Origin of the sequence: Pseudomonas sp. RIT778 (assembly GCF_019718735.1) — a bacterium.
In the GTDB taxonomy this organism is placed as follows: domain Bacteria; phylum Pseudomonadota; class Gammaproteobacteria; order Pseudomonadales; family Pseudomonadaceae; genus Aquipseudomonas; species Aquipseudomonas aphyarum.
Genome location: NZ_JAIHBA010000010.1, coordinates 143,773 through 164,479, shown reverse-complemented (window position 1 = coordinate 164,479; position 20,707 = coordinate 143,773). Strand labels below are relative to the sequence as shown.

8 protein-coding genes are annotated in these 20,707 nt (G+C 57.0%); 3 read left to right on the top strand and 5 right to left on the bottom strand.

Annotated elements, in window-relative coordinates:
* From K5E37_RS08365 to K5E37_RS08355, 3 genes are all read left to right on the top strand, one after another.
* Positions 1–979 (top strand): DUF4350 domain-containing protein (locus K5E37_RS08365; protein WP_221533578.1); only part of this gene is annotated, 979 nt, incomplete at its 5' end.
* The gene (locus K5E37_RS08360) at positions 976–1,977 is read left to right on the top strand and encodes a MoxR family ATPase (protein ID WP_007951240.1); all 1,002 of its coding nucleotides are present in this window, start codon (positions 976–978) and stop codon (positions 1,975–1,977) included. The genes K5E37_RS08365 and K5E37_RS08360, both read left to right, overlap by 4 nt.
* Positions 1,974–3,305: a DUF58 domain-containing protein gene (locus K5E37_RS08355; RefSeq protein ID WP_221533577.1), complete on the top strand. Its 1,332-nt coding sequence runs from the start codon at positions 1,974–1,976 to the stop codon at positions 3,303–3,305. Before K5E37_RS08360 ends, K5E37_RS08355 begins: the two co-directional genes overlap by 4 nt.
* Here K5E37_RS08355 and K5E37_RS08350 read toward each other — a convergent pair.
* From K5E37_RS08350 to K5E37_RS08330, 5 genes are all read right to left on the bottom strand, one after another.
* The gene (locus K5E37_RS08350; RefSeq protein ID WP_221533576.1) at positions 3,302–4,012 is read right to left on the bottom strand and encodes a hypothetical protein; all 711 of its coding nucleotides are present in this window, start codon (positions 4,010–4,012) and stop codon (positions 3,302–3,304) included. The two genes, K5E37_RS08355 and K5E37_RS08350, sit on opposite strands and share 4 nt — an antisense overlap.
* Positions 4,013–4,015: 3 nt before the next feature.
* Positions 4,016–6,802: a hypothetical protein gene (locus tag K5E37_RS08345; protein ID WP_221533575.1), complete on the bottom strand. Its 2,787-nt coding sequence runs from the start codon at positions 6,800–6,802 to the stop codon at positions 4,016–4,018.
* Positions 6,799–11,286, bottom strand: a complete 4,488-nt coding sequence (locus K5E37_RS08340) for a neuraminidase-like domain-containing protein (protein ID WP_221533574.1) — start codon at positions 11,284–11,286, stop codon at positions 6,799–6,801. Before K5E37_RS08340 ends, K5E37_RS08345 begins: the two co-directional genes overlap by 4 nt.
* A 63-nt stretch (positions 11,287–11,349) precedes the next feature.
* Entirely contained in the window at positions 11,350–16,023 is a 4,674-nt protein-coding gene (locus K5E37_RS08335) for an Ig-like domain-containing protein (RefSeq protein WP_221533573.1), read from the bottom strand.
* A 208-nt stretch (positions 16,024–16,231) separates the two neighbouring features.
* Positions 16,232–20,284 carry a hypothetical protein gene (locus tag K5E37_RS08330; RefSeq protein WP_221533572.1) on the bottom strand — a complete coding sequence of 1,351 codons (4,053 nt, stop codon included), beginning with the start codon at positions 20,282–20,284 and terminating at the stop codon, positions 16,232–16,234.
* Between the last annotated feature and the right edge of the window lie 423 nt (positions 20,285–20,707).

Sequence of the window (20,707 nt, the reverse complement as noted above, 5' to 3'; positions counted from 1 at the left end):
AACCCATGCTGAAAGCCTCGCCGTGTTGCCCGATATCGATCCGCGCCAGCATACGCTGCTGATGTTCAACGACCGCTCGAAAATGACCCCGCGTCAGGTCGATCAGGTGCTGAACTGGGCCCGGGCCGGCGGAAGGCTGGTGTTCGTCGCCGAATCGATCTGGGATGAAAAGGCCGGCCAGAGCAACGACCTGTTGCTCGACCGCGTGCAACTGCATCAGTCCTTCACCAAGGATCTCAAGGGCGCGCCACCGGATGCCGCCGAAGATCCCTGGCCCAATCTGACCAAGCTCTATCTGGAAGACGAAGACGCCCCGGCCTATGCCGGGTTCGACACCGCGTTCCACCTCGACGACCCGAAAAACCTCGCCCAGGCCTGGGCCAACAGCGCGAAAGCCACGCACATGATGCAACTGGCGTTCGGGCTCGGCACGATCACCGTGGTCACCGATGCCGATCTGTGGAAAACCCCGGCCATTGCGCAACACGACAATGCCTGGCTGCTCTGGTACCTCAGCGCCGACACCGCCGTGACGCTGCTGTACAACACCGAACACGACGGTCTGCTGACCCTGCTCTGGCGCTATTTCCCGCAAGCCATCGTCGCCCTGCTCGCGCTGATCGGCCTGTGGCTGTGGCATGTCGGCGTACGTCACGGGCCGGTGCAGGCGCCGGCTCCGAGTGGTCGTCGGCAGTTGATGGAACACCTGCGCGCCAGTGCCGATTTCATCCTGCGTCACAACGGTCAACAGACCTTGCTGCAAGCGTTGCAGCAGGACGTCCTGCGCCGCGCCCGTCACCGTCATCCCGGTTTCGACCAACTGAACGTCGCCGAACAATGGCTGGTGCTGTCACGCCTGACCCGCCAACCGACCCGTGCCATCAGCCAGGCCCTGAGCCCGGCACCGAAGCGGCGTCTGTCCAGCGCCGAATTCTGCCGTCAGGTCGCCCACCTGCAAGCCTTGAGGAACACGCTATGACCGAACACATCGAACCCGGCTCGCCCAGCCACGCGGCCCAGCAACGCCAGCGCGCGAGCCAGTTGGCGCAAGCGGTGCGCGGTGAATTGCAGAAGGCGCTGATCGGCCAGAACGCGGTGATCGACGACGTGCTGACCGCGCTGATCGCCGGCGGTCACGTGCTGCTCGAAGGCGTTCCCGGCCTCGGCAAAACCCTGTTGGTACGCGCCCTCGCGAAGTGCTTCGGCGGCGAGTTCGCGCGTATTCAGTTCACCCCGGACCTGATGCCCAGCGACGTCACCGGCCACGCGGTCTACGACCTGCAGACCGAGCAATTCAAACTGCGCAAAGGCCCGTTGTTCACCAACCTGCTGCTGGCTGACGAGATCAACCGCGCCCCGGCCAAGACGCAAGCAGCCCTGCTCGAAGCGATGCAGGAACGTCAGGTCACTCTCGAAGGCCGGGCCCTGCCGATCGCTCAACCGTTCATGGTGCTCGCCACCCAGAACCCGATCGAACAGGAAGGCACTTACCCGCTGCCGGAGGCCGAACTCGACCGCTTCATGCTCAAGGTGCGCATGGATTACCCCGACGCCGATCAGGAGCTGGACATGGTGCGTCAGGTCAGCCGCTCGACCCGTGCCGACATGCTCGATGTGCAACCGCTGCGCACCGTGTTGCAGGCCAAGGACGTGCAAGCCCTGCAACGCATCGCCAGCGATCTGCCGCTGGACGATCAAGTGCTCGATTACGCCGTGCGCCTCGCCCGCAGCACCCGCACCTGGCCGGGGCTGACCCTCGGCGCCGGGCCACGCGCCTCCATTGCACTGGTGCGTTGCGCCCGCGCCCGGGCCCTGTTGCGCGGCGGTGAATTCGTGATCCCGGACGACATCAAGGGCTGCGCACTGGCGGTGTTGCGCCATCGCGTACGCCTTGCACCGGAGCTGGACATCGAAGGGCTGCAAGTCGATCAAGTCCTTCAGCAACTGCTCGACCAAGTACCGGCGCCGCGCCTGTGAACCCCTCGCGCCTGCTGTTGATCTGGCTGGCGATCCTGCTGGCCATCGGCATTGTGCTGGGCGCGTTGCAGGCGCTGGACGTCGAGGTGCCATCGAGCCTGCTGTCGATCAACTGGGGATTGTTGCTGGCGCTGTTTGCGCTGAGCCTGCTGGACGCGCTGCGCCTCAAGCGCCTGCCCTCGCCCCGCGTGCAACGACAGATGCCCGGCAGCCTGGCCCTCGGTCGCTGGAGCGAAATCCGGCTGGAAATCGAACACGACTTCGACCCACCACTGGCCATTCAAATTTTCGACCACGTACCCGACGGCCTCAGCCACGAAAACCTGCCGCTTTCCACCGAGCTGCAACCCGGCCAGCGCAGCCTGATCGGCTATCGCCTGCGCCCGCTCAAACGCGGCCACTTCACCTTCGAAACCTGCGAACTCAACCTGCCGAGCCCCTTCGGCCTGTGGTCCGGCAAACGCCTGCTGAACATCACCGACCACACCCGCGTCTACCCCGACTTCGCCCGCCTCTACGGCGGCCAGTTGCTGGCGGTCGACAACTGGCTCAGCCAGCTCGGCGTACGCCAGCGCCAACGCCGTGGCCAAGGGATGGAATTCCATCAACTGCGCGAATTTCGCGAAGGCGACAGCCTGCGCCAGATCGACTGGAAAGCCACCGCCCGCCATCGCACACCGATTGCCCGGGAGTACGAAGACGAACGGGATCAACAAATCATCTTCATGCTTGATTGCGGCCGGCAGATGCGCAGTCAGGACGGCGAGCTGTCACATTTCGATCATGCGTTGAATGCGTGTCTGCTGTTGAGTTATGTGGCGTTGCGGCAGGGAGATGCGGTGGGGTTGATGACCTTCGCCAGCGATCAGCCGCGGTTTATTGCACCGGTCAAAGGGGCGGGACAGCTCAAGGTGTTGCTCAACGGTGTTTATGATCTGGATAGCACACGACGTTCGGCGGATTATCCGGCGGCGGTGAATCAGTTGCTGACAAGGCAAAAGCGGCGGGCGCTGGTGGTGTTGGTGACTAATGTGCGGGATGAGGACGATGAAGAACTGCTGAGTGCCGTGCAGCGCTTGAGTCAGCAACATCGGGTTTTGGTCGCAAGCTTGCGGGAAACCGTGCTGGACGACCTGCGCCATCATCCGGTGCAAACACTGGATGAAACGCTGACTTACTGCGCGACCGTGGATTATCTCAACACCAGCGCGCAACACCATGAGCGGTTGAGTGCACAGGGTATCGCGGTGGTAGAGGCCCGTCCGGAGGAATTGGGTACCGGGCTGGTAACACGGTATTTGAGCTGGAAGAAGACCGGTACTTTTTAGGTTACGTCGGCGACGTCATCAGGCACAGTTGCCCCCAGAGAGACTGGATTTTCCGGTGACAGTTTGAGTATGCGTTCTGCCCCGAGTACCAGGTTGTAAGCCCCTCCTCCCGCATTGGTAGTGAACTGCCAAACCAGCCCGGTCATCGTCAAGGTTCTCCAAACACCCAGTGCCGGCTGCACACCTGTAATTCCCAGTTGAGTGGCCGATGAGAACCCGGTCAGGCCCAGAGTAAAGGCGCGGCCAAGCAACGCACTGTCTGGATTGGTAACCCTCAGCGTGATGCTATGAGTTCCCGCATTACGGGGAAACCTGGTTTCTTCCCCCCATGAAGTGCCGACAGGCTCTGCATTCAAATGGAAGATGGCATCACTCCAGACACCGGCAGCCAGCGTCTTGAAGCGAAAGGTGTGGGAGGCTGCTTTCGTCGGATCGGTTTCCAGCGTAGCGGTCACCGCGATATCCCCAACCTGTGTCGCCGTACAGCGTAAAAGCGCCCACCCGCTCTGGTCCGTCTTCACCCGGAACTCCTCCGGCTGCGTCGAGATGTTGAAGATCACCTCTTGATCGGATGCGGCCACGCGAGTACCGGAGTCAATCACCCTCACGGCCAGCGAAACCGTTTCTCCGGTCACAGGATCAAACATGGCCTCACGCACTTCGGCAATCTCAACCGCGTTGGATGCTGCTTGGGTTTGTCGAGACATGATTCATTCCTCTTCGGGTGGGATCGTCGATAGCGGCAGAACCGTTACTTCAAAGAGATAGGACGTGGGCGTTTGATCATAAGGACTGGGGGGCGTGGCTGTGACTTGAAACTTCCCCGGTTCTGTGGCCCTGAAGAGACAGCGGGCCCAACCCGATCCGTCAGTAGTGAAAGGCCTCGAACCCGTTGAGTCTTCAAACATCACCGCAAGCCCTGACACTGCGTCACGGGTGTAAAACGACTTGGCCTGGATCTCCAGAGAGACTGTCTCCCCCACCTGCGGATCAAATGCCGGCCCACGCGTGGTAGCCACTATTCGGTGGTGGCCCACCGAGACAGGCTGTTTGGGATAATCGAAATCGGCCTCAGGCAGGCTGAGCACAATGCCTTGGCCATCGCCCTCAGTGCTGAGTGTGGCATCGACATTCCACAGCACGCCGGCGCTCTCGATTTTCTGATCAGTTTCGGGCGTCAATTGCATGTTGAGTTTGTCGCCCTCCATCAACTTCGCTCCCATCATCAGCCCGGTTACAAGGCTGTCACCGGCAGGCGTGAAAACGCATTCGTGACTGGCGCCAATACAGGCGTACAACGTTTCGCCCGCGGCCAACTCATGGCCGTCCACAGTGAATGTTCCGAGGTCCTGGAGAATGGGTGGCAGCAATATTCCCTGCTGCACATACGAGCCCAATGCCGCATGGCGAACGATCAACTGGAAGCGTGAACTGCTCGGATAGGTGGAGCTGACCTGGTAACCAAGGCCCTCAGTGGTCACCTTACGGGGAGTAGCCGGATCAGGATGGACATCAAACTGCAACTCTGGATCGGACTCACTGATCAGTTCCACAGTGACAAACTCGTCAATCAGACGGTCTTCAACCGACATGATCTTGAGCTCCACAGGTGGCGTATCACGAAAACAGATGTGCCCGGTGCTTCCCTCCAGTCGGCCATCCAGCGTCACGGAGGCCAACTGCGCCCAACGATCTTCACCATATATATAAATTGAGAACTGCTCGGTGGGATCGATTGAATCGTAGCCACTGTCAACTCTCACCGTGACTACAAGCTCGCCCTCTGCTTCAGGCTTCAATGCAAATTGAGCCTGACCGCCAACGTCTGTCAGTACCTCCTGTTCCGTTCCATCATCGATACGCCAGTAAGTTTTTACTCCCGTAACGCCCCCTACACCGGGCACCTTCGATTCAATATCGACGGACAGTATCAGGTCGGGACCGCCCACGGCCGGGAACTTAGATGACTGATACGGGTTGTGGATGGATAACCAATTGTGAGCCAGGTCCACGGTTTGAAGGGGAGAGGGCTCCAGTAATCTCGAACATCTTAGATTCCACCCGATCTTGCTGCTTGTGAGGTTTGCACAGTCAGCGCTCCAGGCTCCTTTAGAATCGGCGACAGGCTGCCCGATCTCGAAATAAGGATTGAGGATCAGGCCCATTTCCCCCGGCGTGACATCCCCTGTCCAATACAGCCCCAATTCGGAGCCGTTCAGGACATTGGCATCCGTGAACATCATTTCTATCTCGTGGCTGGCGCCGCGATTGATAAAAGCCGTTCGGCTTCCCCAGACCCACGCATCGAGTTCATCCAGTCGTAGTGTGGTGCTCGTCCAGGGATCCTCCTGAAAGGCAAAGGAAACGAGCCGGAAATGAGCGTCTTCCGGTTTGTAGTAGCTTTCGACCTCTGCCTTGATTACAAAAGCGCCTTTCAGGGTCGGCTTGTAGATCAAGACCGCTTCGCCCTTTTCATCCGAATCCTGCGTTGACAATACCTCTCCCGTACTTTCAAGCGTAAAAATGACCTTACGCTTGGCCAAGGCCATACGGGTGAAGTGAGAGACCACTTTCACCCTCAACTCCACACCTTGACCGAGGGCAATAACCGGGTAGTGCTCAGGCGGCTTCTCTGCAATGACATCCAGATGAAAATGACCGGAGATCACAGGTAGAAGATACTGGTCTGCGGTGTAGACGGTCTGGATGGCAAGGAGGTTCGAAATCTGGACGTCCTCCATGATTGATCGACAGGTGATTTGCCAATCCTTATCAAGCGGATAGGATTGCTTCCAGTCAGGACTCGCGCTGAGAACGTTCTCGGCATCGTCCAGATTCCATAATTCTGCCCGCGTTTTATGCCAGGCATTTTCGAGATGAACCTGGAAGGCAAGTCTATGAGTCGCACCAATGCACAGACGCACTTGACGCTGTGTCTGAACTTCCCCGTCAACCGTCACGGAGTCCAACTGCAAGGGTTCCAGACACAGCAACAACTTAGCGGATGTAAAACACACAATGCCCGGGTGGACTGGCAAGGGATTTGGCGGGCTGATGACAGAAATCTTGACAGTCTCTTCCTCCTCGTCTAGCAGGAGCTTTACTTGGAGTGGAGTCAGCTCCAGATCCAACAGGTCCGGGCTCGGGCCCTGTGCGTGCTCTTTCTTGAGTGACGGAACAAGGTCCACATCGTATTCACCTCCACGGCCCGGGTTGATCCTCAGTGTCCCTGGGCTTTCTACCGAGAACGCCTGGTACATGAAATCCAACGTGTAATCTGCCTTGCCGGAGCGGGGGCGCGGATACTCAGCCAGCCTTACTGTCTGCCAGCCAGCTCCCGTATCAACGGCCCCCATGAAGCCAATCGACTTCTCCTCCCACCTCGCTGTCTGGTGGGTGACCCGGCGCCCGTCATTTACCTCCCATCCCTCCAGATCCTCAGGGAAGAACCCGTTGTATAAAAAGCTTTCATCGGCGCGGCTATCTTTATCACTCATGAAGGCATCCTCCTGGCGCGACCCGATGCGCTTGATCTACCGGTCGCTGGAGAGCCGGAGAGCAAAACCTCAACTTCGCGGGCAAAATCCGGGCCGCCATCCCGGGCCTGATAAGTGATCGTCACGATGATGTCAGTCAAAGAGCGCAAAAGGCTGGCCTGACCAGGCTGAGCAGCTCTGGGAAACGTCAGCTGCCAGCTTGAATGGCAACCCGTGCCCTCATACGGCAGGTAACGATCATCGCCTCCCCGTTCGGCAATACCGTTCTCGTCCAGGCCTCTGGACAACACTATCTGCTGATGCGGGCGCAGGTTCTCCACCAGTGACCCGGAATCCGTAGAGGCAACACCTTCAAACAAGCTTTTGACAGCGGCAATATTCGGCTCTACGACAATAGAACTGCCTAATTGCACCAGCGTGGCGCGAATATTCTGGTACGGCCCGAGCAAGCCGGGGCAAGTGCATCTCAACTCCAGGATCTGACGGCAGTAGTGCGAGGGATAATCTTGAGCGAAGAGCTCCTCGTTAAGCTTGAAACGCAATTCCCCTGAAGTCTTGAAGTCATTCCATTCTTCTTCAATGACAAGTTCCTTCAGAGAGATCGTCTTTTCCAGTTGCAACCGACGCTCGTCACGCTTGAGCCGCGCTGCCGCCATCTGCAACAGATTCATCTTCAAAGAAGCACCCGCGTTGAATCCGTGTCGGGCGTCATACCAGACATCATGGCGGATAAACTGCATCGTGAAGTCGCCCATTTCATACTGCAGACAGCGCTGAGCGATGACGCAGTGACTGACCACCAAGTCGTATAGTTGAAACAGCAATGACTTCAATTGCCCTACGACCCAGTTACTTAATTCCTGGTTTGTGCTACGCCGCTTGTAGAACGCGAACATCTCCATGGATTGTGTGTTGACCACTTCTGTAAGTTGCAGAGTTGCCCGGGCGGCAATGATCGCCTGTTCCTGAGCCTGATACTGCTCGCGCAGCACCCGCGCCTCGGCTTTGGCCTGCTCGAGCATAAAGATCCACTCCTCCTCACGCCGTTGATGACCCGCATTGATGCTGGACTCCTCGGCTTCGCTTCTCCAGAACTGTGCGATCAATTGAAGCAACTCGGCACCCGCGTAGGGCACGGCCGCAGGACGCATGCCACCGGCTGCCATCCCATAAATGTTGGGTATTAAATCCAGCCCGGCCCCGATGGTCTGAAGTACGCCGGCACTCACTGAGACATCACGCGCGTCTCGGTTCTTTTCCAGAACCCTGTTCTCGGCCTCGGACACCCCCTTTTTGATCAATGCCTCAAAGCGCTGCACCTGGGCCTGGACCAGACTTTCGCTTTGACGCAGCGATTCCGCGATTAACTCTTGCTGGGCAATTGTCGCTACCTGGATCGAGCGGTTGTAGTCGGCCAACTCGATGACATGACGGTATTGCAGCTCCTCCTGCTCGCCCCGGTCCCGCAACTCCATCCACGACCTGAGCAGTTCCTCTTGCTGGATCATAAAATCCGCAAGCTGCATCGCCAGGTTGAAAGCGGTCTGCCATTTGTAAGGCACCACCTTCAGTTGCCCGCCGGGATCGCGAGACGAGCCCAGCGTACCGTTGCCTTGTGCAATCAGTAGCTCCCGCGCATCCATTGGTAGTGCGAACAATCGAATCGACAAGGGCTGACCGTCGATCGAACGATTCTCTCGCAAGTTCTTCAGCCGAGAGTTCAGCAGTGTCCACAATCGGTTGGGCCGATCGTTGATGCCGTCCTTGAATACACTGGTACCCAATAGTCCCAGGCGCGGTTGCCCCTGCATTGAAAGAGGCACATCCCCCAGTCCGACCTCAAGTCGGGCCTCAAATGTCTTGAGGGACTCGCGGCCCTGGATCTTCGTCACCAATTGGCTCAGTGTCACCGGGTTCCAGATACTGGCCGTCTGGGGGACCGGTTCTTCACCGATCAGCATCTGCGCCTTGCTGTACAGAAGGCTGGCGCGGACCATGCTGTCGTAATCCAGCTGACGGTATAAATCATCACCTTCGGCGATCAGGTTTTCCACGTAATGAAGGAAGATGGCAATCATGTGGTGAATCGGTGCGCAATAACCGATTGCATCCGGATCCGTCGGAGCCGGGTTCTCATACGAACAATTGACAGCGTCGATTTTCAGCGGGCGGCAGAGCCAGTACGCGTCCCGGGGAATCACATCGCGGTTCCTGGGGTCTGGCGGAATTTCGGGTGACAACGGGTCGAATATAAACTCGAACCATTGTCGCGCTTCGCCATAAGAACCGGCTTCCGAAAAGCGCCTGGCGACCAAATGTACGCAATGATAGAACAGCTCCCAGAAGTACCGACCATTGCAGCCGTCAAAGGGGCCGTTCGGTTCGAGCGTATCATCGGGGAGTTTTTTTTCTTGGATATGCTGTGTTGTCCAGTGGAGCAGAGCCTCGACCGACACTGCCGCCAGACTGGTCAGTACTGCGCCGAACTCTGAGTTGAGTCGAGCATATTTGAGCTTCTGTTCGGCATTGTTGAAACTCAGGAACTGCGAACCTTTACTACTGACCTTGTCGATGAAGGGGGTCTGGTACTGGAAGGGACGCTTGTTCAATTTCAAAAAGAACCGCTTTTTTCCCTGAACTGCGCCGAACGTAAAAGGGATCTCCGCATCAATGGGAAAATAATTGACGCTGTTCGAACTCGTATCTCGTTTAAAAACCAGCCAGGGCGTTGAATAGTCGCCGCGCAAATCGGCGATCGAATGCCAGTTCGGAGGGTCGTCCGCGAGTCGTGCATCCATGCCGAACTCGAATTGCGCAGGCACGTAGAGAATCCTGGGCACCAGCAGGTTTTTGTCGTTCGACACCGTTACACCCAGGACATCGACGGTAAATCCGGCACCGCCCCGAATTTGTTCCGGGGTGGCTTCGAGCAGATAAGACAGTGCTGCAGTTGAGAGGTCGACCTCGGCTTTGGCCACCCAGATTCCGTCTCCTACCGTTGCTTCCTCGAAGTCATTGATGGCAAAGGAATGGACATCTTGCTTACCCGCACCTTCAGGCAGTTGTACGAGATGGATATCCGTCGGTTGGCGTCCTGTCGTCAGGGTGATGCTGACCTGCTGCCCGCCGACACCGACAATCTCGACGTCGGTATACGTTGTGCCATGGATTGCCCTCCAGCCGATCGACAACTGCTGCAGTTCGCGTCCACGTTCCTGCACCGCATCGCAGCGTCCGCGTACTCTGAGCACTTCGTAAAATTTTCCGTCCGTCCATTGCTCGCGTGTGTAGACGGCGTCCAGATACAGGCTCTCACTGACAGGCCCTGCCACTATGTCTTGGGTGCGGACGGTGATTGGCGAATAATCCGCTGGCACCACCTTCTGTTGCAGACTGGCTGGATTGTTGAAACGTCCGAAGACCATTTGCAGCTGGGTGTCGATATCCCCCGGCACCTTGTTCATTCGCGCATCGCGGGTTTCATGGATTTCTATTTCATGCAGCGGTGCCTTCCCGCCCAGGTCTTGGCGGTTGGTGTAACACACGCTCAACAAATCATCACGAGGATCGCCATCGCCTTGAGAAAAAGCGATCAGCCGTCCGTTGGAGACATCGTGTTCGCACTCTTGACGCCACAAGGTCAAAGGGGCTGACCATTGATCGTTAAGAGAACTGAAGGCCAGTTGAATCTGCAATTTCCAGGGTGACTGCACCACACCATTGGTATCGACCTGACGCTCGACCCACTCGCACCAGACCAGAACCGGCCGCCCGAGCCAGATCACGCATCGTATATCCACCACCTTGCCCGAGGTGACAATGTCGCATTTGCGCCACTCACTCCAGTTATGAGGGCCGATCGTTATGCTGTTCACGTCAACGTGAACCTTGACACTGCGCAGGTGGTAAGCGAACGGCGGCGTCTGCTCCTGTCCGATCAGGTAGTAATCTGCCTGGCGGGTATTTTTCCCATCGATGTAGCCGGCGAGCACGTCCAGGTCACTTATCTCCTGGAGGCCCCTGGTGTAACCCATCAGAGCGGTTTTGACCGATGCGTTGCTCAGCCGCCTCTGTTGCAGATTGCCTTCGAACGTGCGGAACAGCGCGGTTTTGTTCAGACGTAATGTCGGATCGATGTAGTTTGACGCATGAGTCATGAGTTCCTGGTTGGCCGACCACCTGCTGTAACGGCTCAAGTACTGATCCCAATACAGCCGGTCATCCGGCTCGAAATAAACGTTTGTGAAACCCGGTTCGGTTCCCCCGAATACCGAATGAACAAATTGCTGCAAAGTCCGCACAGTGGAGGAAACCTTCGTGGCTTCCAATTGCGCCTTGTCCTGAAGATCGGCCAACAGATACCCACTTAGCTCTTCGAGAGTGCGAATCCGGCTCTCACCGGTCCACAGCCTTTTGCCCAGCACCGCAGCGGCCATTGCCTTCACGAAACCTTCATTGAGCTCGTCCAGTTGGGGCGTAGACATTCTTGTTCTCCCTGTTGCAAGGTGTTGACTTGACCACGAGTGGCCATGGGCAATCGGGTCAATTCATGATTTCGATGGAGAGCCCCGCACCACTGACCGTTTACGCAACGTCCCTTCAAGCACCAGGACCTGCTCCAGGAGGTCGGCGTACACACCGATCTGGAAGTCGCCGTTGCGTACGTTGCCGATGTGGATGTCCACACTGTGAGCGGATTCAGTGAAATCAAAACGCCTGGCCATCGGCGGGTCGAAAACCATGGCCAGCGCCTGCGTGGAGTACGTGGAGCTCCATCCAAGGGCGCCCTGGGTGCCGACGATCTGAGAGGGGTCTGTCGCTGCGATTTCAAGGCGGTAATGCCCATCCCTGTACAGTTCAAGGGTGTCGCGCCCCGGGATGATCGAGATCGAGGTCTCCGAACCATCGTCTGCGATGGTGATCAGCGTGACTGTCCAGCCGAAGGCTTTAATGGCCGTCAAATTGAAGACTCTGGCTGGCTCGAGCGGATGCTGTTCCAGCATCGCGGTCACCTTGAACTCGCCTGCCTGCTTCGCCGAGAACGGATATTCCGAGCGACCTGGCTCATCTGTCTTGAGGATGACGTCCACAGGTGGATCCGAATCGACGGTCCACCTCACGGGATAATGTTCAAGCGCTGGAGCGCTCGGGTCGTCGCTCTCTTTCACAACAATCCACACCGGCGTTGCCGTTGCGCCCACCACTGGAAAGGGTATGTTTTGCAAAAAGTCCCGGATCACGGCACCACTGGCGACCCAGACCGTGAGTTCAACGGCGGCATCACTACCCAATTGCGCAAAAATCGTCAAAGGACCGGCTTCGAGGCTGGCCAGAGAAAACAGGCAGACGCCGTTAATATCGCTGTCCACCCCGGTTTTACTGGCATCACTGCTCGTCCACCACTCTACCCGCTGATGCGCCACGGGTTCGTCATCCAGCCCCACCACCTTGCAACGCACCTCCAGCGGTTGACCTGCCATGGCCACATCGCTGACAAACGGGTTACCGGAAATCCGCGGTTTGTCCGCGAACTTGAGCAGACCTGTGAAGGTAAAGCTGTGGGATTCATCCACATTACCCACAGTAATCCTGGCATCGCCGGGAGACAGGCTGGAAATCCAGACCTTACTCACGCCATCCTTATCGGTGACGGTCTGACGCGGCCGAATCTGCCCGACAGTCGTTCTCCACAGCACCGGATAATGGGCGACAGGATTGCCGTACCTGTCCATTACAGTGGTAAACACCTCTTGTTCCCACAAATTGCCCGCCAGCACGGGATCCCGGGGGATCTCGGAACTCTGCAAGGGTCTGGCCTGTGCGCTCTCCAGATCAGGACCGATCCGTACCGATGGGCCAAACTGTGGGTCATGAAACGGCAGGCTGTAGCGTAAATGCGCCGTTCCCACCCTTGCCCCGGCCTGCAATCGCGCCCATGCACGCCCCTGACGGTCTGTTGTGACCGTAGGCGTGAGTACAACCCCAAGATCGGTTTCGATATAAAGCGTCACTCCTGCTAGAGGAATGCCGAAAAAATCAAGCAGCGTGATCAGAAACTCCGCGACCTCCAGATCCAGTCCCACAATCAGGCTCGTGTTATCCACCACGCAATGGGTGTTGTAACTCTGGCCGACCTCAGCCGAGTCCGGCGAGGTTTTCGAATCATTGAATCGGCTCAGGCTTTCCAGTGCCTTTTGAGCACCCTGCTGATATTGCGAATTGCCATCGAGCAGATTCAGTTTGCCAAGAGTGACCGCCGTCTCGGCGTCCATACCTTTTGACGCCAGCTCCAGCGTGCGCATCAGAACGCCAAGCTCTTCGAGCGTACGTAGCAAGGGTAGCGCCGGTTCTTCACTCGCTTCGGCCACGGCATTGATATGCTCGACAACTTTGAGCACTTGACCGATGCCACAGCCGAAGAAACGGGCCAGTTTGTCGGCCGCGGCATCGCGAAACAGACGCTGCGCATCAGGACTCAAGTCATTGGGTAAATCATTTGCCTGGCCCAGGTAGTCGTATATTTTTTCTTCCGGTTGCCGAGCGCGCTCCACCAGTCGACCGAAAAGTGCCAGGCAGTAAATAGTATTGATCGATATGTCGAAGCGATCCTCAAGGCTGAACTGCAGAAAATTTTCGCCAGTGAGGAGCCTCGCAAGCAGTGACGGGCTCAATTTGAGCTTGTCGGCAATTCGTGCACGGCGCTCCACTTCCGCGAACGTTTTCAGAAACAGATCAGGCTCCTCCAGAGCCTTCATTTTGCGCCGCTGACGCTGCACCGGCGTGACCAGCGCCTCCTTCAAAAACTCGTACGAATGCCCTTGGGCCCACATCAACACCTGAGCCGTGAGCAATTCGCCAAGCTTCAGGAAAACCGACAGGCTCACCTCGACCAGCACCCGTTGCTCGTCCCGGCAGCGCAGCACGACCATGAGCAGAAGCGCATGCAAAGCCGCCCTGTCCCGTACGACGTCCGGAGGGGGGGACTCAGAGGGGTAGACATGTTTTGCAATCGCTATGAACGCCTCATTGGCACGTGCCAGAAACTGCTCTTCAGTCTCGTCATACCGCCCGACAACCGCGCCTTTATCGTCCACCAGCGAACCGAGCAATTGCAGCCAGTCGATCGGTTGATCATTGCTCGTACGCGCAGGTGCGCCAGCTTCCAGCAGCGTGGCTGACTTCACTAATATCGGCTGCACCTGACTGCTCAGCTGCAACAGGAATTGCTCCTGACTTTCGGTCCAGACGGTTGGAACGTAGACCGGATTGACGTATTGCACTAACCAAGGCACCGGCACATTGAAATCGTTGGTCCACTCCACACAGGTCATCACTGCATGAATGGTGCTCAATGCATCTGCGGCATCTGTCGTCCCATAAGCAGAGACCAGCGGCCTGCCAGCCAATTGCGGCGCCAAGCCAAGGGTTTGAAGCAGTGCGGTGAGTTCGATAGGCGTCAAGCCGAACATGCGGGCCAACCGCACCAGCCGCCAGAAACTCGATAGCGTCTCAAGATTGCACTTGAGGTGCGTCCTGAGCCCAAACGCTTCGGCGATCACAGTTGCCAGATAGCGATAGGTCTCGGGGTTGATGCCCAACCCTTTGCAAATCTGCTGAACTGTTTGCTGGTCGGCCGACGTGATGGGGATGATCGCGAACTCACGATCAGTGATCTTCAAGGGGTCATCAAACGGTTCTGAATGGTTGTAGCCCTGATCAAAAAACGCCGGAACTCCATTCTGACCATGGGGCGACAACACATCCAGGATCCCCGCGAAGTCTTCCGCGGTGCAGTCGTATTTAGCACTCAGCTCGACGAAAAGCCCCACAGCGCTCAGCGTACTGGAGCGAATCCACAAGGCCGCGTCCGCCCCGCCCCGGCGCTCTGCGTTCATCACCGCGATGAGTATTCGGTCCACCAGGTAGCTCGGCAAACCCAATAGCCGATCCAGGCGGCTTTTGCGTTGCATACGGTCTGTACGGTGCTCCAGGGCAGAGTCTTCCCCAATATTCGTCAACAGATGCCTGGGTTCGATGTCGCCATATTCGATTCCGATCGCCGGTTCTGTCCCGCCATGAATGAACCGTGCGCCCGCTACCTCTCCTGTCAAAGGTTCATCGGGGTCACCCAGCGCCGGAGCGTTGGGTGAAAGTTTGGGTGTATATCGCCCCATCGCCAGAAAACAGTCGACCTGATCCTGGGTAAAGCCCATTGCAAGCCTGAAAATCCAGAGTCTGCGCAGAGATGCATTGGCAATCACAAGACTGCCAAAGTTTTCCAGATAGAAGTCCCCGGCAGACTTTTGTGGATCCGCATCGATTCGGCCCGTACTTGGGTCTACCCTTTGCAGCGATTTGCCGGCCGGCTCGGTCCCCCGCCCAAAGTAAGGGGATTCGAGCAACAACGCTGAGAGCGCCGGACCGCTGCCAATACTCTGCTGGAGGGCTGCGTCGTCACGTGGCCCGCGCCCACCGGCATTCTTGAAATAGGGATACTTGGGATCGAGCCTGCGAATGACTTCCCCCAGCGAGCCATTTTCAACGACCTGCCGCACAACGTGTCGGATACTGAGCCGGTCATGCTCGTAGGGCATTTCCTGGGGGAACCGAATGGAGCGAAGGTAGTCCTTGGCCGTTGAAAAGCTCTCGCCTTCTTTCGACAGAATCAATGCTTCAAGTATCGTGCTATTGATCTCGACCCGGGACTTCACCTGATTGATAGCCGCCTCATCAATCAGCAGGTCGTCCACATCGCTGCGACGCAATGTCAGCGGAATGGCACCCGGCCCCGCTTTCGGCTCGATCAGCTCACGTATCCACTGGCGCAAGGCCACTAAATAGGCTGTCGTGGACGCGCTGTGTTCCGGGCTACCCAGAGCAGCAGCGCCATCAACATCGGGAGAAAAAATCTGCTGATAGGTCGGCAGCGGCCCGGCCATTCCTTTATCGCTGGGTCTCGGCACTCCACGCAGGTGTTGCTGGCGGTACAGCCTGGCGATATTAAGTGCCAGCGCCCTGCCGCGGCTCAACAGGGCTTCGGCCTCCTCAGGTTTCAAGCCAAGTGTGCGCAATTCACCCACGCTGAGTTTTGTCAGATCGAACACGCTGGCGGACTTCATGAGGTGTCTTTCCAGCGCCTTGGGCACGTAGATCCGCTTTTTACTCTGCCCCAGCACAGCCCTGAGCAGTTGATGAACAGGGCTTTTGTCTGATGCTTTCATTCAGCGCTTCCTCTTGAGGGGAAACAAACGCCGGGACCTGACGGCGCTTGTTGCGTTCAAGTTGATTAAGCACTGAATGGAAAACGGCTGGTACTGTCAGATCTGACAGGTTGCTCGACCGTCGATCGGAATTCAGAAGTTTTCTGTGAAGTGAGGGGCGTGAAAAGGCCCTCTGAACGAGGGCCTGACGCGGGCGTGTCTCTTTAGCTCAGCCGAAATCCGCCACAATAAGTTTGACCTCGTTCATCCACCCGGATAGAACAGGCCCTTTCTCGGCCTTGCCCCTGAGCGTCAACTCACCAAGCGGCAAACCATACAAAACAATCACGCATTGCCCTGTCTCATCGACCTGACCGGTACCGAGCTTGTTGGTGCCATCACCCGGAAAGAGCGACACCAGAGTACCTGGCATGGCAGTCAGTTTGATCACTGCATTGCGAGAAACGTAACTCCCATCAGTAAGATCGACTACAACAGGAGGAGACAGGGCAGAGCCGACTTTGAATTCGATGATAATGCCTGACCAGGCTGACTCCACTCCATCCATCTGTTGGCGTGCAGCGATCTGGTGGGGTTCTGTCTTCACTTCCAGATCTACGGCACAGCGAACAGCCCATTTGTCCTCTGCATTGACGATTGTCTGAGCCAGCACTTCGGTGGTCGCATGCCGATACACTGTCAATAAAGCTCCTGCTTTACCTAGTCCTTCAAACTGTGGCCGGGTTTCAAGCATTTGAGTTCGATCGTTCAACGGCAGTTGTATAACCGCTTTCTCAAAGCCTGCTAGAGCCTGAGTCACATCGCAATGACGGTGTGGCAACTTGTAGTCTGAATCGAGACCATCACGTTCCTGTTTGGCAGAATACGTCAGTGGCCCCACCGGCAATGAACTTGTGACCTGCGCCTCCCATGTTCCATCGCGCGCCACCCGTGCGGTCGCCAATACCGGACCACTTGCCTGGCGGACCGTGACCATCGCGCCCGGCAACCCCCATCCGGAAAACCTCGGCATACGCCGTACTGTTTGATCTGGCGTTGGAAACGCCACAACGGGCCAGTCAATCTCTGTGATGCGCTGCACTGTAAATGCATCACTCATGCGCCATTCAGAATTCACGCGATTCAGCGTCTGGCTTACCTGCACGCGTGTCAATCCATCAGGAAGATCCCTGTTGCCCAACACCCGCCAGTACCCATCCTCATCAGCCTGGGTCGACGGTGTCAGACGGACCTCTGTGTCGTACCAGGCCGCCACGGCGATAAACGCATGAGGAGCAGCCCTGCCAGCGTAAACTGCCTGTGGACCTACCCAGTCACCTGCCCGCGGTTCAGTAAGGTCGATGGGGGCACTGAGCAGCGTCAGGGTAATCGGGACGGATTGTTGGGAGTTCGGTTCCGTACCGACTCGGGCAACGGCGGCGATTTTGTCCGTGGCAAGCATGGAATGTTCGAGCAGTGCCGACCAGGTGTTGTCCGCACTGACAAGAACGGGCTCGAAATTGTGGGGACGACCCACCCGCTGGACAATCACGAGATCTCCGGCAAATCCAACTCCGGAAGTCCTGAGCTTTTTCCCGACATTCTGGGTATTCAACGGCGTATCCAACAGCGGCGCATTCGGCACCACCGTGACAGATATCTCAGTCGGATCGCTGCGATAGCCATCCTGAAGAACCCTGACCTCCAGCGTTTTGGAACCCGCCGCCAACTCGACCGGAGTAGTCCATTTCCCGTCAACCACCGGAACGCCGGTAATGAATGGTGATGATCCTTTGATCGACAGCTCGACGGAACCGTACGTTGCAGAGGTGCTACCGGAAAAAGTGGACTTTCGCGCGGGCTGGCCGTTCGGCCCTGGTACGGTAAATCCGGCCCTTGGCACAGCGACCATGACGGTTTTGTTCTCAGTCGGGCCGGACACGTTACTGCTGGCCTGTGTCTCTTTTTGGCGGCAATAGAAGGTAAGTGGTCCCGGAGCGTGTTTGCCAATACCTATCTTCCAGGTTTTATCCTCGTTCACCGGGCCACTGCCCAATGTCACGTGGGTAGCCGAAAGAATCTCGACCCAGCAGCCTGGCCAACCCTTGCCCTCGATGACCGCCTCAATTGATACCTCGCCAGTCGTTGTCGGTTCAGGGACCGGCGGTTGAACCGTGAAGGTAAGGTTACTGGCCGCAGATGTCTGCCCCCCCATCGCCGAGGTTGCACTTATGATGTAGGTCTTTGGCGGCAGGGGATCGGTGACGGTATAACTGAACGAACCGATCGTGCCGGCCGTCCCGGTCGCTTTGAGTGGCACCGGCGGACGAGGCGGAATTGTCAGCAAAACATCCGAATTCGTCCAGGCAAGACCGGTAATCGTTGGTGTCTGGTTAGTCTGCGCACCTGGATCAGGCGCTGTATAGGTGGGAGAGGATGACGGAATGGTCACCTCTGGAACAGCGACCTCCGCAGACCAGACACCGTTTACCCATTGTTTGACGGTGAGGGTTCCATAAGTGCCCGGGTCAAGATCGACAGAAGTTGTGCGCCAAGTAAGATCAGATTGCGCCTCACCGTTGGGAAACTTGGGGCGAAAATCCTGACCGTCCTTGTGGATGATGGCCAATCCCTTACTCGTACCCCACGTATTGCCCCTGCCCGTAATTGTAAGTTTATTGCCGTTGCGCGTGACACTCACAGACGTTGGTCGAGGAGTGGGAACGGCAACCGGTATATCAGCGATCCAACCTGAGCTGTAGATACGCCCTGTTCCTCCATCGGACACGCTTTGCCGACCGCCATACATGTAATTCCCCGGCAACACCGTGGCCGGAAGATCCTTCGTATAGATACCTGTACTAGGAATGTCCACATCGATGGAATTGACTCCGTCACCCGACACATGAATATGCATCCTGCCTGTCGCGTAACCCGTGCCATGAAATTCGATGCCTTCGCCTTTGGGTCTGGACTGAAGCACAGGCTTGGCAGGCCGGATCTTGTAAAGAACGGAACCGCCACGACCGGATTGCTTGCCGCTGAGGAATTGCTCCGTTGCCACCCTTCGCAACCCGGGCTGGAGCGTTGCTACAGCGCTCCATGTGGCCGATGCGCCGGCAGGGGCGGTCCCGACCAACGTTTGCGTTGTATCGATAAAAACCCGCACTTCGGCGTTGGCTAATCTGTTGTTGCCGGAGACGGTGAAGGTTTGTTCTTGTTCGGTATTGTTGCCGGGGGTGGTAATGCCCGTATGACCCAACATCCTGAAGGTCACAGGCTGGGTATAACCGTGAGCCTGGTTGGGATATATATGTTGAGTTTCCAACGTGTGCGTGCCAGAAGGCAGCACTTTTGTCATTTTCGTTTCCCAGTCCCCCGAACTATTTACAGTGATTGGAACGGCCCATGCCTCATAATGATTCGAACTGTTGACTGGAGTCATTAGGGTTGAAGGATCGCCTTTACCACGGAAAACATGCCCATTGATAACAATTTCATTTGAGGTGGGGGACGATGTTATAGCTCGACGATACGTGACATCCCCGGTTTTTAGAGAGAGTCTATTGGCATACTGCTGCTGCGCCGCAAAGGTCACAACGTTGCCTTGGAAGCCGGATTCCGGTGTCACTTCCCAGCGCCCGCCGGTTCCCACTAGTCCGGTTCCTACGTAACTTGCTACCGAATAGAGTTGTACCGTGGCTCCGGAAACACCGCCGCCTCCGGTGACCTTCATGACAGGAGTGGTAATGTTTTTGATTGGGTCGATGGTTGGAGTTGGAGGGAGGTAGTACACATCGATGTGGTTATGCATCTCCACGTCGCTCACACCAGCTCTGTCGTATTTATACCCAAAAGTGATTCTCGCCATATTACTGGTAGCGGTGATTGTTTGTGAGCGAACCAGAGCATTTTCATTGCCGTTCTGGTTAGCGTTGCCAGTAAGCTCCTGCTCCCATTTGTTTGCCGTGCCCGCTTCTACAAGAATACGTACGTCCCCCCCCGTCTGGTTATTATTCAAGGCCTGATACCACACCGTGCTACAAGTAAAAGTAGTGCCGGGGCCATTCCATGAATAACTGACTTTTAACTTTGCCCAATAGTTACCATTACTCGCTGATATAACTGCTTCTGCGAATAAATCGTTGTTGACTGGCTCTGAGGCAGTACTTTCGGTATGAAATTCAACTTCATCAGTAATTGATTCAATGCCGCCGGCAGTTCCTGGGGTCTCCGATGATTCGCCACTCGGGTCCAATTCCGTTCCATCGTTTGTATCCATGATTGACTCCGTCCTCATTGAGGGGCTGCCGGCAGAGGTTTGTAGATTCATTGAATGCCAATGCCATGCGTTCCAGCACCTGACAGATCTGACAGTCCCGATAAACGGTAACCTTTCCCACAGCCCGGTCCGCCAGCGTCCTGCAAGTCGTAACAACGGGCTACGACGCCTTGTGCCATTGCCTACAAATCACTCAGAATCCGCCGGCTTGTGCGCCTTGGCGTTGGCCCGTAACTTGATCCCCGTCGCTGCCAATCAGCGGCCGGGTTTAGTCGCCCGGGGTCTTAGTACGTTGCGCATAAGCGTCATCAAGTCGGGTATTCCCTATCCCCGCACTCGATGGTGGCTGTTCGCAGGGCGCCCTCGGGCGCACCGGTACGTACTCCCGGTCGACTAACCTGCTTACAGCCGCCACCCTTTTCT

Excerpts from the sequence above, each read along its gene's own strand:
- K5E37_RS08360 (WP_007951240.1), top strand. The coding sequence starts at position 976 with ATGACCGAACACATCGAACCCGGCTCGCCCAGCCACGCGGCCCAGCAA.
- K5E37_RS08350 (WP_221533576.1), bottom strand. The coding sequence starts at position 4,012 with ATGTCTCGACAAACCCAAGCAGCATCCAACGCGGTTGAGATTGCCGAA.
- K5E37_RS08345 (WP_221533575.1), bottom strand. The coding sequence starts at position 6,802 with ATGAGTGATAAAGATAGCCGCGCCGATGAAAGCTTTTTATACAACGGG.
- K5E37_RS08340 (WP_221533574.1), bottom strand. The coding sequence starts at position 11,286 with ATGTCTACGCCCCAACTGGACGAGCTCAATGAAGGTTTCGTGAAGGCA.
- K5E37_RS08335 (WP_221533573.1), bottom strand. The coding sequence starts at position 16,023 with ATGAAAGCATCAGACAAAAGCCCTGTTCATCAACTGCTCAGGGCTGTG.
- K5E37_RS08330 (WP_221533572.1), bottom strand. The coding sequence starts at position 20,284 with ATGGATACAAACGATGGAACGGAATTGGACCCGAGTGGCGAATCATCG.